Source organism: Nocardia sp. NPDC004604, from assembly GCF_040609795.1.
In the GTDB taxonomy this organism is placed as follows: domain Bacteria; phylum Actinomycetota; class Actinomycetes; order Mycobacteriales; family Mycobacteriaceae; genus Nocardia.
This window is the reverse complement of the sequence record NZ_JBEXLC010000076.1, coordinates 1-13,410: the sequence shown is the minus strand read 5'-3', so window position 1 is coordinate 13,410 and position 13,410 is coordinate 1. Positions and strand designations below refer to the sequence as shown.

Sequence of the window (13,410 nt, the reverse complement as noted above, 5' to 3'; positions counted from 1 at the left end):
GGCCCGGATAATGCTGACAGGCAATGGATTCCGGCCCAACGGCCACGCCGGTGCGCGGCCGTTGGGCACGGGTCAGGGCAGCAGGACGATGGACCCGGTGGTCTTGCGACCCTCGAGATCGCGGTGCGCCTGTGCGGCTTCGGCCAGCGGGTAGGTCGCGCCGATCCGGACATGCAGCGTGCCATTGGCGATGGCGGTGAGAATATCGGTTGCGCGCCAGAGTAATTCGGTGCGATCGCGGGTGTAGTGCGCCAGCGTCGGGCGGGTGACGAACAGTGAGCCCGCGGGGCTCAGGCGCTGCAGGTCGAACGGCGGCACCGGGCCGCTGGCTGCGCCGAAGAGGGCGAGCATGCCGCGGATGCGCAGTGCTGCGAGGCTGGCTTCGAAGGTGGCCGCGCCGACACCGTCGTATGCCGCGGCGACACCGACGCCATCGGTCAGCGCGCGGACCCGCTCGGCGAGGTCGTCGGTGTAGCGCAGCACCTCGGCGGCGCCCGCTTCGCGCGACAGTTTTTCCTTCGCGTCCGAGGAGACGGTGGTGATCACCCGGACGCCGCGCGCGGCGGCGAGCTGGGTGAGCAGCAGGCCGACACCGCCCGCACCCGCGTGCACGAGCACGGTTTCGCCGGGTTCGGGCTTGTAGATCGATTCGAGGAGGTAGTGCGCGGTCATACCCTGCAGCAGCGCCGAGGCGGCAACCGGGGCGTCGACACCATCGGGCACCTTGATCGCGACCGCGGCCGGTACCGCGACCCGCTGGGCGTAACTGCCGGGCGCCGCGGCCCAGGCAACCCGATCGCCGACGGCGAATTCGGTCACATTCGCGCCGATCTCGGCCACCACACCGGTGCCTTCGGCACCGGGGACATAGGGAACTGCCTGCGGGTAGCGGCCGGTGCGGATGTAGGTGTCGATGAAGTTGATGCCGATCGCTTCGGTATCGACGAGCAGCTGATCCGGACCGATCTGCGGATCCGGCACCTCGACATAGTTCAGGACTTCGGGACCGCCATGTTCGGAAACCTGAATGGCATGCATGAGATCTGTTCTACACCCACGCGGGGTGGCCCCGAACGTACCGGCCAGTAAACTAACCGCCATGAGTTCTGATGTCGCCTTGGCCCCAGAGAAACTATCGGGTTCCGTCGTGGATTCGGTCAAGGGATTCGTCGCCGAGCACGGCGGCTCCGCCACCGCCGTCCTGCAGCCCATCGGCCGCCTCGGCGTGCGCGTCACGCTGGTCGGCTCCGACGGCATTCTCGGTGACCGCATGGTCGCGGACCTGGCGACGGCCAAGGAGCTGGTGGCCACCGTCAACGGACTCACCGAGGCCGACGAATGGGACCGCGAGCTGACCTCGATCGTCACTCCGCGCACCGGGCACTGGGCCAAGATGGCCGGTTGGGTCGCCCGCCAGACCCGTTTTCCGAAGGCGCGCAACGAGCACTGAGCCGTTTACGCTCCCGCGCTCGCGCTCTCTAATCCACCGGCTCGGCGCGGGAGTACGCGCAGGGCCAGCCGCGCGACCGGGCCCGCGAAGATGCCCGCGAGCCGGGTGTAGGGCCAGATCCCGATGATCAGCAGCAGGATCAGGCCGCGCCCCTGGTGGATGAGCGGGGCGTGCTGCATGGCCTCGGGATGCGGACTGATCGTGAACAGCGAGCGGAACCAGGCGAAAAGTGTTTCACCGGTTCGATATTCGCGCGTCGATGCCGGATCGAAATCGATGAGCACCCCGGACAGCAGTGCGGCGGCCAACGCCGGGAAGGTGATGCGATCGAGCGGGGTGATCAGGGGGTGCGCCGGGCCCGCGATCAGGTCGGGCAGGAACAGCAGCACTGCGCCGATCGCCGCCGCCGCTCCGCCGACGAGCAGCACGATCGTGATGACGACATGGATCGCACCGGCCGGGTGGGCGTGCGGTTGCGCGGTGAGCATATTGCCGACGCGTGCGATGACGATGAGGCATACCCCGTACCGGAACGCGGTCGTCCCGAAGCGCTGTTCGCGGTCCACCTCCGGGTCGCTGGTGTAGCTGCGAAAGCCATCGCGCCGGTAGCGCCACACGTGCCCCAGGATGAACGATATGAACGCGCCGTAGGGCAGCGCGATCCATAACAGCGATGTCACGGCGAGTTCGCTTTCCGCTTACCGACGATCGGACATATCAGATTCGCAGAGCCGCCGATGCCGAACAAGGGACCAACGGCCCTTACCGGAAGGTACGTCGCAGGTCAGCGGCGAGTCGTCGGGGGCTCGCCGCTGACGCACCGCTACTTCTGGAGTTCGACCTCGCCGTTCTGCTGTCCCTTCGTGCTGAGATTCATTGCGGGAAGCAGGGATTCGCGTGCGATCGAGGTGAGCGCACCGGCCTGCTGGATGATCTCGGCGAGCGCCGATGTCACGCCCTGCGCACCGTTGAGCACCGTGAATTGGTCGACATGTTCGAACGGGGCCGCCGCAGCGGCGACGATCTGGGGAAGTTTCTCGGCGATCTGCTGCGCGATGACGGCCTCCTGGTTCTGGCTCATCGCCGCGGCGCGCTGCTGGATACCCGCCGCTTCGGCGGCCATATGCGCACGTACCGCATCGGCCTCGGCCAGACCCCTTGCCTTGATGGCGTCGGCTTCGGCCTGACCGGTGAGCCGGGTGGCTTCCGCCTGCGCTGCGGCGCGCAGTTTGATCGCATCGGCCTCGGCCAGCGCCTGCATCTTCGTCTGTGCCGCAGCGGCTTCCGCGCGCAGGCGGGTCTCCTGGGCGTCGGCCTCGGCCTGGCTGATCCGGGCATCGCGGCCCGCGGTTGCCAGGGTGGTCTGGCGATAGGCCTCGGCGTCGGCGGGCTTGCGGATCTCGACCTGCAGCTGCTGTTCCTTCTGCTGCGCCTCGAGTTGCGCTACCCGCGTTGCCATTTCGACGACGGCCTGCCGGGCGGTGGCATCGGCGAGCGGACCCTGCTGGGCGGCCTCCTGACTCGCGCTGTCGACCTCGGCCTGATATCCGGCCTTCTTGATCTGGGTGTCGCGCACCGCGAGTGCGATCTGCGCCTGTGCGGCCTGTTCCTGTTCGATGGCCTCGCGCTCGGCATTGGCGCGGGCGATGCGCGCCTTCTGTTCCACCGCCGCCTGATGCGGAATCGCAAGGTTGGCAATGTAATTCGAACCGCTGGAGATGGACTGGATCTGAAAGCTGTCGATGACCAGCCCGAACGATTCCATCTCCTGGGAGCAGCGATCGCGGACCTGCTCGGAGAATTTGTCCTGATCGCTGATCATATCCTCGACCGTCATCGAGCCCGCGATCGCGCGCAGATGGCCGACGAAGACGTTTTGCACCTTGGTTTCCAGCTCTTCGGCCGGTCGGTCCAGGAAGCGGCGGGCCGCATTCGCGATGGACCGGTAGTCGTCACCGACCTTGTAGACCACCACACCCGCCAGTTGCAGACTGATCTTCTGCTGACTCACACAGGGCACGGTGATCTGACTTTCGTGCGCCTCCAATGAGATTCGGCGCACCTTGGTCAATCCGGGTGCGACCAGACTGCCGCGTCCGGTGACGATCCGGAACCCCATGCTCTCGCCGAAGGCCTGTCCTTCGCCCGCGCGGAAACCGGAAATGATCAGCGCCTCATCGGGTTCGGCGACTCGCCAGGAGAGCCGGAACAGGATGGCGGCAAGGAACAGCACCACAACGGCGATGCCGACGACGACCACTAGCAGGACGTCCATGATGAACCTTCATTTCAAGGGAGTGACTTCAACTGTTCGCCCACCCAGGCTCCCGACCACGAGCACCTGGGTATGCCTCGGAATGGTTGTCTCGCCGTCGGCAGGACGCGCGAGGAAACGTTCTGTCCCCGCCCGCACCTCGATCAAAACCTCGCCGAGATGGTCCGGCTTGATCGTCGCGGTCACCCGGGCGATCTTGCCGATCACGTCTGTCGCCACCGACACCTCCCTGCCGCGGTTCGACCACTCCACGGTAGACCTCGCGAAATGAGCGAGCCGTTCGCGCAAGCGATCTTTACAAATCCCTTATGCCTTCCAGTCTCGCGCCCTTGACGCTAATTCGCACGAACTGAATTTCCCGGGTTCATCCGGCCGTGCGAGGCGGGGGACCAAGATCAGGTCGAACTGCTGGCGGGCCGCTTTCGGGCGATGTCGCCTTGGCATCCCTATGATCTTGATAGGCCGACGGTGGACAGCCGTCCATCGAAACATCAATGGGTCATCAAACGAGCGACATCGGAATGGTGATGGGTGCCTGGTCTCGTGTTCGGCTCGTAGAGTAGGTGACGATGAACGCGGATAAGGCGAGTGAGCTGGCGGCTCGGCGGGTCGGCGCCGCGCACACCGACGCACACCAGCGTGTCGCGCTGGCCGAGAGCTGCTATCCACCGGAGCTGCGCGGCTACGGTCGCGCCGAAATCGCGTTCCTGCGTTGGGAACTCGCGCGCGGCGTACTCGATCCGGAGACCGGCAGCCCATGGTGGCGCGCCATCAACGACCGTCTGCTGCACGACAAACTAGAGGCCGCCCTGCTCCATCGGGACGGTGTCCGCGACGCGTCGACACCTGGTGCCCGGCTCTGGCTCGAATTCCTCATCGCGCCTTCTCCCGCGGCGTGGTACCGGGCGCACAACCGCAGCATTGTCTCCGGCTATTTGGCGCATCAGGAGTTGGCCGAGGCCGAGCTGCCCGCCGAGCGACTGATGATCAATGTGACGCTCATGCGGGTGCTGTTCACCCATGTGCTGGTGGCGCGGCCGACGCTGGCGCTGGGCCGGTTCGGCCGCCTCGGCGGCTGGTCGGCCGATCCGCGGCGCAGCTCGGTTCGCCTGTTCCTCGACCTGCGCAATGTATTTCCCGAGGTGTATCCGCTGACGGAATTGTCGGTCGACGCGGTACTCGCGCTGGAGGGCCGTGTCGCGCGGGCGCTGGACTACGGACTGATCGTCCCCAAGCTGGAGCGTGTATACGCCTTCGCCGCGGAGCATCTGGACGAGCCGATGATCGTCGGTCTCGTCGAGAACGGAGACCCGTGCTACGCGGGATTTCGCATCCAGCGCGCGCAGCTGGCATCGGATGCGCTGATCAGGACGCTTGCGCGGGTTACTCGGCCGCGGCCGTGATCTGTCCGGCGACCCATCGGCGCTGACCGTGTTCCAGCCTGTCAGTAGTCCCCGCGCACAAGGTTCTTCGGAGGTTCCCCGGCCGCGTATCGGGTGATTTCCGCAGCGACGACGGCGTATGCACGTTCGAGACTGCCCCTGCTGCTACCCGCGACGTGCGGCGTCAGCAGTAGACCGGGCGCTGTCCACAACGGGTGATCGGATGGCAGCGGCTCCGGGTCGGTGACGTCCAAGGCGGCGCGTAGCCGCCCTGACCGGAGTTCGGCGAGTAGTGCTCGGGTCTGCACTATGGGGCCCCGCGCGACGTTCACCAATATCGCGCCATCGGCCATCGCGGCGAGGAATTGCGCGTCGACCATGCCGATGGTCTGGTCGGTCACCGGAACCATCAGTACGACGGCGTCGTAATCGCCGAGCAGTTCCGGTAGTTCGTCGACGCCGTGCACCCCGTCTCTGGCCGTCGTGCCGACCAGCGTCAAGGTCGCATCGAAAGCCTCCAGCCTGCGGCGCAATTCGATAGCGAGATCACCCGCGCCGATGCCGAGAATTCGCTTGCCGGCCAGGGTGTCGGTCTGATGGTAGTGCCAGTGGCGCTGCCGTCGGGCATCGGCGAATTCGACCAGGTCGCGATAGATCGTCAGCAGTGCCGCGACAACCCATTCGGCGGAACTGCCACCATGTGCGCCGCGGGCATTCGACAGCATGACCCCGTCGGGCAGCCGACCGATCCACCGTTCGGTCCCGGCCGTGAGCATCTGCACCAGTCGCAGCTTCGGCAGTCCGGCCGGATCGATCGATTCGGGCCCGGTCAGAAACGCCGGAACCAGCACCTCCGCCAATTCCGCTGCGGCGGGCAATGGTTCACCCGGCGTGTACCGCACGGGGTGAATCCCATCGAGCCGGGCCAGCACGCCGACTCCGTAATCATCTGGCACAAGGACGGTGACCGGCATGTCTGCCAGACTAACCGCGCCCGCCGTTCCGGGCGCGATTGCATCCGATCATCGGATCTTTTCCGTGATGTCAACCTCCGGCTCCGCCGAAGCGGGCCAGTGTCTCCAGGATCGCGCGGCCCATGGCGGGACTGCCGGTATGGCCGGAGTCATCGATCACGCGCAGCTCAGAGCTCGGCCATGCCCGCGCCAATTGCCACGCTGAATAGAGGGGTCCGGACAGGTCGAGGCGGCCGTGAATCAGCACGGCCGGGATTTCTGCGAGCTTGTGCGCCTCGCGCAGCAGGACGCCGTCATCGAGCCACGCGGCGTTGGTGAAGTAGTGCGTACAGATCCGCACAAACGCCAGCATCGCATCGTCGGCGTTGGCGCTGTATTGCCCAGGAGTGCCGAGGTTTTCATGCGCGATGACCGCATCCTCCCAGGCGCACCAGTCCCGCGCGGCCTTGGCGCGGACCGCGGCGTCCGGGCTGTTCATGAGCCGGTTGTACGCTGCGACCAGATTCCCGTCGCGTTCGGCGGTGGGCACTCCATCCCGAAACGTCTCCCATGGGCCGGGTAATAACCGTGCGACACCGTGATACAGCCAATCGATCTCTTCTGGTCGAGTCATCGTGACGCCGACGAGCACGACCGCACTGACCCGTTCCGGATAACGCTGCGCGTACGCCAGGATCAGGGTGGATCCCCATGATCCGCCGTACAGTAGCCACCGATCGATGCCGAGATGTTCGCGCAGCCGCTCCATATCCGCGATCAAATGCGCAGTGGTGTTGTGCGCCATATCCACAGCGGGATCGGAGGCGTGTGGCACACTCTCCCCGCATCCGCGTTGATCGAACAATGCGATCCGATACACGCTGGGGTCGAACAACTTTCGCGGTCCGCGTCGCCCACCGCCGCCCGGGCCGCCGTGCACTACGAGCGCGGGTTTGCCTTTCGGGTTCCCGCTGGTCTCCCAATAGATCTGGTTCCCATCGCCCACGTCGAGGAGTCCGTGCTCATACGGCTCGATTTCGGGAAAGAGCGTGGCCGCTCGGGTACCCGCCCCTGCTGGATTCATCACCGCTGCGGTATCCGACCCGGCTGCGCTCATGTCCGCTCCTGTCATCGACGACGGCTTCGCCACTCCGGATGCCCTCGGCAATCTGTGGCTCAATGCCAGCTTGCCTGTCGAATGGGATCCACTGCTCGCCTTTGCGCAACGTGATACGTATGCATCCAGCCACCACCCGGTGCGCCAGCAGCGGTCATGGAGACGAGGGCGCGCCGGGTTTCGCATCCCTGTGTCGATGGGAGTTCGGCGCGATACAGGGCTGCGGGTTCGTACCGACTACGCCGACTGTTCGGCTGGGTTCGGGACCGGTGCCGAGATGTGTTCGCGAGTGCGCAATGACGCCCACAGTGCTGCGGTGGCGGCGGTGCAGGCGGCCGCGCCGCCGACGTGGGTGGCGACCAAGGCGGCCGGTACGTCGGTGAAGTACTGCACGACACCGACCAGGGACTGTGCACAAACCAGACCGAGCAGTACTAACAGGCGGGTGCGCACGGCGGGGGTGATGCCGACCGCGAAGAGGCCGAAGGTCAGGCCGATGAGCAGCGCGAGATAGCCGACCAGCAGTTGTGAGTGCAGGTGGACCAGGGTAACGATCTCGACCTGGAGGCGCTCGACGGGGCGCTCGATGCTCTTATCGCCCGCATGCGGTCCCGCGCCGGTGACCAGCGTGCCCGCGATGAGGACGGCGGCGAGTGCGATACCGCTCAGTCCGGTGAGCCAGCGCAGCGGTGTGGGTGCCTGGGTCACCTCGATGCCGTCATCGGGCTCGCTGACCTTCGCGAACATGACGACCGAGACCCACACCATCAGCATCGACGCCAGCAGATGCACCGAGACCGTCCACCACAGCAGTCCGGAGCGGACGGTGATACCGCCGATGACCGCCTGCAGCACGGTGCCGCCGGGCATGAGCCACGCGTACACCAGCACCTCGCGGCGGCGCCGGGCCCGGGTGACGGCGAGCACGATGAGTGCCGCGCACAGGGTCACCGCGAAGCTCAGCATGCGATTGCTGAACTCGACGGTCTGGTGCAGTACCGGAACCTCGGCGACGCCGGTCGGGGTGAAGCTGCCGGGGAAGCACTGCGGCCAGGTCGGACAGCCGAGTCCGGACGCGGTGACGCGCACGATCGCGCCGGTGACGGCGATCCCGGCCTGGGAGACGATGACCGCAACGGCGATCAATCGCTGCACCCGCAACGAGGGCAGCGGGAGCAGATCGACGAGTCGCAGAAATGCGCGATACAGCACGCAATGATGGTAGCCGGGCCGGTTGGACCGCCTGCAGGCGGTCTACTACATATCGTCGTTGCGAGCCCGAACTGCGTTGGGCCTGCACTTTCGAGGAAAGCCGATCGCCGGATTCGACTCGAACGCGCGGCCGGGTCCGACCTCAGTCGAAACGGAAGAAACGCGTAGCGAGGAAGCCGCTGATCGCGCCCCACGCGGCGAGCACCGCGATACCGAACCAGTCCACGCTGCTGCGCATGGCGTCTTCGAGGGTGACCGCCAGCGCCCCCGAGGGCACCAGCCGCACAAGCACATTCACCGCCGATGGCAGATCCTCGGATGCGAACACCACGCTCGCAATGCCGAGCATGGCGAACCACAGGATATTCGCCAGCGCCAGCACGATCTCCGCCTTGAGCGTGCCGCCGAGCAGCAGCCCCATTGCCGCGAAGGTGGCGGTGCCGAGCGCGATCACCAGCGCGCCGAGCCCGAGCCCGGCGAGGTCGGGCCGCCAACCGAGCGCGAATCCGATGGCGCCCAACAGGATTGCCTGCAGCACTACGACGATCAGGACCGCGGCGCTCTTGCCCGCCACGATGCCCCAGCGGGGGAGCGGGGTGGCCCCGAGGCGCTTGAGCGCGCCGTATCGCCGGTCGAATCCGACCGCGATGGCCTGTCCGGTGAAGGCGGTCGACATGACCGCAACCATCATTACCGCGGGCACGATCTTGTCGACCCGGTCGGTACCGAGGTCGCCGAAGGGCAACAGGCTGAGCCCGACCAGCAGGGTGATCGGTATGAACATGGTCAGCAGCAGCTGTTCGCCATTGCGCAGCAACAGGATCAGCTCGAGCCGGGTCTGTGCGGTCATCATCGCGATGCGGCTGCTCGGGCGCGGATCGGGGGTGAAGGTACCCGGTGCGAAGCGGTTCTCGACGCGATCTGGCTGGTTCATCCGCGTAGGTCCCGTCCGGTCAGTTCCAGGAAGACTTCCTCGAGGCGGCGCTGATCGATCCGGATATCGGTGGCCAGCACATTCTGCTGTGCGCACCATGCGGTCACCGTCGCCAGCACCTGCGGGTTGATCTCGCCCTCGACCAGATACGATCCCGGCGTCGTCTCGCGCGGGGAGAAGCCTTCTGGCAGTGCGGTTTTCAGCAGCCGCAGATCGAGTTTAGGTGGGGCGGTGAAGCGCAGCTGCCCGGCCGCGCCGTGTGCGGTCACCTCGGCGGGTGTTCCGGAGGCGACGATCTGCCCGTGATCGATGATCACCAGCTGGTCGGCGAGCTGCTCGGCCTCGTCCATCATGTGTGTGGTGAGCAGTACGCTCACTCCGTCGCGGCGCAGCGCGTCGATGAGCTCCCAGACGATCAGCCGGGCCTGGGCGTCCAGGCCCGCGGTCGGCTCGTCGAGGAAGACGATCTCTGGCTTCCCGACCAGCGCGCAGGCCAAGGCCAGCCGCTGCTGCTGACCGCCGGAGAGGCGACGGTAGGGGGTGCGCCGGTTGTCCTGCAGGCCAAGGGTTTTCAGCAACCAGTCCGGATCGAGCGGATCCGCCGAGTAGGCGGCGACCAGATCGAGCATCTCGCCCGCCCGCGCGCCCGGGTACGCGCCGCCGCCCTGCAGCATGACGCCGATGCGCGGGCGCAGCCGGTCGGAGTCGGCGATCGGATCGAGTCCGAGCACCCGGACCGAACCCGCATCCGGAGCGTGGAATCCCTCGCACATTTCCACGGTCGTGGTCTTGCCCGCCCCATTCGGCCCGAGCAGGGCCAGCACCTGCGCCCGTTCGACTTCGAAGCTGATCCCGTCGACCGCGGTGGTCTCGCCGTATCGCTTGACGACGCCGTCGATACAGACGGCTGGTCCCGAGGCTGCGGTCACCATCGCGCCTCGGTGCTCGGCTCCGTCGCGTCCAAGGGTGCTGTGCCCATTGTGCGCTCGCTTCGCTCCCTCACGGTGTCACACCGTAAGCGGTCGACGGATGTGACCGGGACGACACCCCTGCCAAGTCAGCTCGGTGGTCCGGCAGGACCGGCCGCGGCGGCCGCGGAGTCGGTGCCGGGCTGGTGCATCCGCCATGGCAGTGACTTGCGGGTTGCCAGAATCATCAACGCACACGTGAGGACCGTGATGCAGGCCGCATAGATAAGGACGAACGGGGGGATTTCGCTACCCGACGGCATGAGCATGACGCTGATCGCCGCCGAGGCGATCGTCGCCGGAACCCGGAAGGCGGGTCGGCTGGCCCAGGCCGCCAGCGGGACGATGCCCCAGAGCAGATACCAGGGCTGCACTACCGGAAACAGCAGGACAACCGCGCCGAAGGCGACACCCAGTGCACCGACCGGATGCAGCCGACCGCGCCACGTGGCCACCATCAGCCGCACCACGACCAGTGTTGCCGCGGCCGCCGCGATCGGGCGGGTAATGCTCAGCAGGGCGGTGGTGTGGTCGCCCAATCCCAGCAGGACGCCCCCGAATCCGGTGGCGACGCCGAGTGCGGTGGGCAGCGACATCCAACTGCGCACCGAGTTGGCCATGGTCAGGGTGTCTATCCACCCGAATCCGAGACCGCTGCCGAGACAGACCGCGAGCATGGCGGCGCCGGTGACGCAGCCGAGCAGCAGTGCCGAACTGAGTACGGCGCGCATATCGCCGCCCCATTTTCGGCTCAATGCCATCCACACGAACGCCAGCGCCAGCATCGACGGGATCTTGACGGTGGTGGACAGCGCGATCAGGGTGGTGCCCGCTAAGAGCAGCACGAGTGTGTGTCCGCGCATCGGGCCGGTATTGCTCAGGGCCGCCAGGCAGTATTCCAACCCGACCAGCATCAGGCCGAGCATCATCGCCTCGTTGTGCACACCGGATACCAGATGGAATATCACCAGCGGATTGACGGCGCCGAGCCACAGTGCGGCGACGGGTGATACTCGGCACCGCTGCGCCAGTCGGGGCAATGCCCAGACGATGCAGGCGACACCGATGAGCGCCAGCATCCGGTGCAGCAGTACCCCCGCGAGCATATTGTCGCCGACGATTTCGGCGATGCCCTTGCCCAGCCAGATTGATAGCGGTCCGTATGGCGCGGGCGAATTCTGCCAGATATTCGGGACGCTGCGAGTCAGAATATGGTCTTGGCCGAGGCCCTGTACCGGACCCACGTCGTAGGGGTCGAGCCCGTTCGCCGCGATCTCCCCCTGTGCCAGGTAAGAGTAGACGTCCTGGCTGAACATCGGCGGCGCGACCGACAGTGGGATGATCCAGAGCAGCAGGGTGCGGTCCAACTGCGAACGGCTGATCCGGCGAATACGATTGGACTGCAGGCCCAGAGCGAAGCGTCCGAGTAGCAGCCAGGCCAACATTACGATGACCGTGCCGACCATGGTCGTGGCCAGCCCGGAATTGTGTACCCGCGCAGGCAGCCCCAAAATGGCCCGGCCGTAGGTCGGATTCTGCAGCGTGGGCTGGGCGCCGAGCCCGAGGGCGCCGATGGCCATCATGACCGAACCGGTCGCGCCGAGCAGCCGGACCCGGCGCAGTTGCGCTGTCTCCTGCGGGTTGAGCTCGGCGGCTTCGGGTTCGTTGACGTGGAATGTGTCGCCGACGGTGTGGTCCGGCGGCACATCGAGTCCGATGATGCGACGACCCAGCGAAATGGCGGTGTTGATCGGTGCAGTCCGGCGCAGTCGAATCAGGGTGCTCGAGGTGTCCGACCGGCGTTCGACACCTTCTTCGCCGTGCTCGCCTGACATCACGCGGCCAGCGTAACCGATGCGACCGGCAGTTCCGGTGCTCCGCAGAACCGACCGGGGAGCACGTTCTCATGACGATCGGACCCGGGCGCACCCTCGACCGCCGTGCGCTGAACAGTGCCTCAGGATTTTGATCATCGAGGTGTGTCCTAAATCGCACTGGCAATTCTGCCGGATGTGAAGGTCTGCTGCGGTGCGGGAGGCGCAGGTGGTGAACCTGGTGCAGTCGCCTGTCCGCCGCCGAAGTGCTCCCGCGCAGGTCATCGGCATGGCAACTCAGGGCACCCTTATTAGATTCCGGGAAATAATTCCGTCACACTGGTGTTGTGAAAACCGTGGGTTTGCCGCACGACGAGGATGGAGGCACAGGTCGCCGTACCGGTGCCGCCTCTTCTGCTGCGCCCGCGACCCTGGTCACGAGCGGTGAGGGACACACCAGAGCCGCCGTTGTCCAACTGCTGCTCGAAGAGGGGCCGATCACCGCGACCGCGATCGGCACCAAGCTCGGCCTGACGCCAGCGGGTGTCCGTCGGCACCTGGACGCGCTGATCGAATCCGGTCAGGCGCGGGCGAGCCGCTCGGCGCCGTGGCAGCAGAAGGGCCGCGGCCGTCCGGCCAAGCAATACCAGCTCACGGCCGTCGGCCGGGGACGGCTCGGCCATGCCTATGACGATCTGGCCGGGGCGGCGATTCGGCAGCTCGGTGAGATCGGCGGCGAGCAGGCCATCACCGAATTCGCGCGCAGGCGGGCCAGGACCGTCGTCAAGGGCATCGAACCGGTCGCCGAGCACACCGCGGAGAACACCACCGCCAAGGCGGAGGAGATCGCGGAGGCCTTTACCGACGCCGGATTCGCCGCGTCCACCCGCAAGGTCGGCGCTGGCGTCCAGATCTGCCAGCACCACTGCCCGGTGGCTCACGTCGCCGAGGAATTCCCACAGCTGTGCGAGGCCGAACTCGAGGCCTTCCGGGACCTGCTCGGCACCCACGTACAGCGACTTGCGACGATCGCCAACGGTGATTGCGCGTGCACGACCCATGTGCCGCTGTTCGTTCTGCCTATTACCGATACCGAGAACGCTTCCGCTTCCCATAAGGCCGCTGCACAGCCCGCAGCGGTACGTACGAACGACTCCGGAAGGAGTGCCGAATGACGACGACCACCGACCAGGTGCAACCGCTCACTCAGGAAGAAACCATCGCTTCCCTGGGCAAATACGGTTACGGCTGGGCCGATTCGGATGAGGCCGGTGCCAGTGCGCAACGAGGCCTGTCCGAGGCTGT

General features: G+C 66.5%; 13 protein-coding genes. 3 read left to right on the top strand and 10 right to left on the bottom strand.

Annotated elements, in window-relative coordinates:
* Window positions 1-72 precede the first annotated feature (72 nt).
* Window positions 73-1,038: a quinone oxidoreductase gene (locus ABZW16_RS25705; protein WP_354958584.1), complete on the bottom strand. Its 966-nt coding sequence runs from the start codon at window positions 1,036-1,038 to the stop codon at window positions 73-75.
* A 61-nt stretch (window positions 1,039-1,099) separates the two neighbouring features.
* Between ABZW16_RS25705 and ABZW16_RS25700 the strand changes: the two genes are divergently transcribed.
* Window positions 1,100-1,450, top strand: a complete 351-nt coding sequence (locus tag ABZW16_RS25700; RefSeq protein ID WP_354958582.1) for a hypothetical protein — start codon at window positions 1,100-1,102, stop codon at window positions 1,448-1,450.
* Between the two features lie 5 nt (window positions 1,451-1,455).
* Here ABZW16_RS25700 and ABZW16_RS25695 read toward each other — a convergent pair whose 3' ends face one another.
* The 3 genes from ABZW16_RS25695 to ABZW16_RS25685 form a co-directional block, all read right to left on the bottom strand.
* The gene (locus ABZW16_RS25695; RefSeq protein ID WP_354958581.1) at window positions 1,456-2,130 is read right to left on the bottom strand and encodes a respiratory nitrate reductase subunit gamma; all 675 of its coding nucleotides are present in this window, start codon (window positions 2,128-2,130) and stop codon (window positions 1,456-1,458) included.
* A gap of 143 nt (window positions 2,131-2,273) precedes the next feature.
* Window positions 2,274-3,725, bottom strand: coding sequence for an SPFH domain-containing protein (locus ABZW16_RS25690; RefSeq protein ID WP_354958580.1), 1,452 nt, complete (start codon window positions 3,723-3,725; stop codon window positions 2,274-2,276).
* Between the two features lie 9 nt (window positions 3,726-3,734).
* Complete coding sequence (locus tag ABZW16_RS25685; protein WP_354958579.1) at window positions 3,735-3,944, bottom strand: hypothetical protein; 210 nt, start codon at window positions 3,942-3,944, stop codon at window positions 3,735-3,737.
* 350 nt (window positions 3,945-4,294) lie between these two features.
* On the opposite strand from ABZW16_RS25685, the gene ABZW16_RS25680 reads away from it, so the two are divergent.
* Window positions 4,295-5,128, top strand: coding sequence for a hypothetical protein (locus ABZW16_RS25680; RefSeq protein WP_354958578.1), 834 nt, complete (start codon window positions 4,295-4,297; stop codon window positions 5,126-5,128).
* A gap of 41 nt (window positions 5,129-5,169) precedes the next feature.
* Here ABZW16_RS25680 and ABZW16_RS25675 read toward each other — a convergent pair whose 3' ends face one another.
* The 6 genes from ABZW16_RS25675 to mptB all read right to left on the bottom strand — a co-directional run bounded on the left by ABZW16_RS25675 (window position 5,170) and on the right by mptB (window position 12,126).
* Window positions 5,170-6,081 carry a 2-hydroxyacid dehydrogenase gene (locus ABZW16_RS25675; RefSeq protein ID WP_354958577.1) on the bottom strand — a complete coding sequence of 304 codons (912 nt, stop codon included), beginning with the start codon at window positions 6,079-6,081 and terminating at the stop codon, window positions 5,170-5,172.
* A gap of 70 nt (window positions 6,082-6,151) precedes the next feature.
* On the bottom strand, window positions 6,152-7,144 hold the full coding sequence (gene pip, locus ABZW16_RS25670) for a prolyl aminopeptidase (RefSeq protein WP_354958619.1): 993 nt from the start codon (window positions 7,142-7,144) through the stop codon (window positions 6,152-6,154).
* A gap of 270 nt (window positions 7,145-7,414) precedes the next feature.
* Window positions 7,415-8,389, bottom strand: a complete 975-nt coding sequence (locus ABZW16_RS25665) for a heme A synthase (RefSeq protein WP_354958576.1) — start codon at window positions 8,387-8,389, stop codon at window positions 7,415-7,417.
* A 142-nt stretch (window positions 8,390-8,531) separates the two neighbouring features.
* A complete protein-coding gene (locus ABZW16_RS25660) occupies window positions 8,532-9,323 on the bottom strand; it encodes an ABC transporter permease (RefSeq protein ID WP_354958574.1) in 792 nt (263 codons plus the stop codon).
* A complete protein-coding gene (locus ABZW16_RS25655) occupies window positions 9,320-10,255 on the bottom strand; it encodes an ABC transporter ATP-binding protein (RefSeq protein ID WP_354958573.1) in 936 nt (311 codons plus the stop codon). Before ABZW16_RS25655 ends, ABZW16_RS25660 begins: the two co-directional genes overlap by 4 nt.
* A gap of 125 nt (window positions 10,256-10,380) precedes the next feature.
* Entirely contained in the window at window positions 10,381-12,126 is a 1,746-nt protein-coding gene (mptB, locus tag ABZW16_RS25650) for a polyprenol phosphomannose-dependent alpha 1,6 mannosyltransferase MptB (RefSeq protein WP_354958618.1), read from the bottom strand.
* 326 nt (window positions 12,127-12,452) lie between these two features.
* Here mptB and ABZW16_RS25645 point away from each other — a divergent pair, with 326 nt between their 5' ends.
* The gene (locus tag ABZW16_RS25645) at window positions 12,453-13,280 is read left to right on the top strand and encodes a metalloregulator ArsR/SmtB family transcription factor (RefSeq protein WP_354958572.1); all 828 of its coding nucleotides are present in this window, start codon (window positions 12,453-12,455) and stop codon (window positions 13,278-13,280) included.
* Window positions 13,281-13,410 lie beyond the last annotated feature (130 nt).

Excerpts from the sequence above, each read along its gene's own strand:
- ABZW16_RS25660 (WP_354958574.1), bottom strand. The coding sequence starts at position 9,323 with ATGAACCAGCCAGATCGCGTCGAGAACCGCTTCGCACCGGGTACCTTC.
- ABZW16_RS25675 (WP_354958577.1), bottom strand. The coding sequence starts at position 6,081 with ATGCCGGTCACCGTCCTTGTGCCAGATGATTACGGAGTCGGCGTGCTG.
- ABZW16_RS25705 (WP_354958584.1), bottom strand. The coding sequence starts at position 1,038 with ATGCATGCCATTCAGGTTTCCGAACATGGCGGTCCCGAAGTCCTGAAC.
- pip (WP_354958619.1), bottom strand. The coding sequence starts at position 7,144 with ATGAATCCAGCAGGGGCGGGTACCCGAGCGGCCACGCTCTTTCCCGAA.
- ABZW16_RS25700 (WP_354958582.1), top strand. The coding sequence starts at position 1,100 with ATGAGTTCTGATGTCGCCTTGGCCCCAGAGAAACTATCGGGTTCCGTC.
- mptB (WP_354958618.1), bottom strand. The coding sequence starts at position 12,126 with ATGTCAGGCGAGCACGGCGAAGAAGGTGTCGAACGCCGGTCGGACACC.
- ABZW16_RS25680 (WP_354958578.1), top strand. The coding sequence starts at position 4,295 with ATGAACGCGGATAAGGCGAGTGAGCTGGCGGCTCGGCGGGTCGGCGCC.
- ABZW16_RS25690 (WP_354958580.1), bottom strand. The coding sequence starts at position 3,725 with ATGGACGTCCTGCTAGTGGTCGTCGTCGGCATCGCCGTTGTGGTGCTG.
- ABZW16_RS25655 (WP_354958573.1), bottom strand. The coding sequence starts at position 10,255 with ATGGTGACCGCAGCCTCGGGACCAGCCGTCTGTATCGACGGCGTCGTC.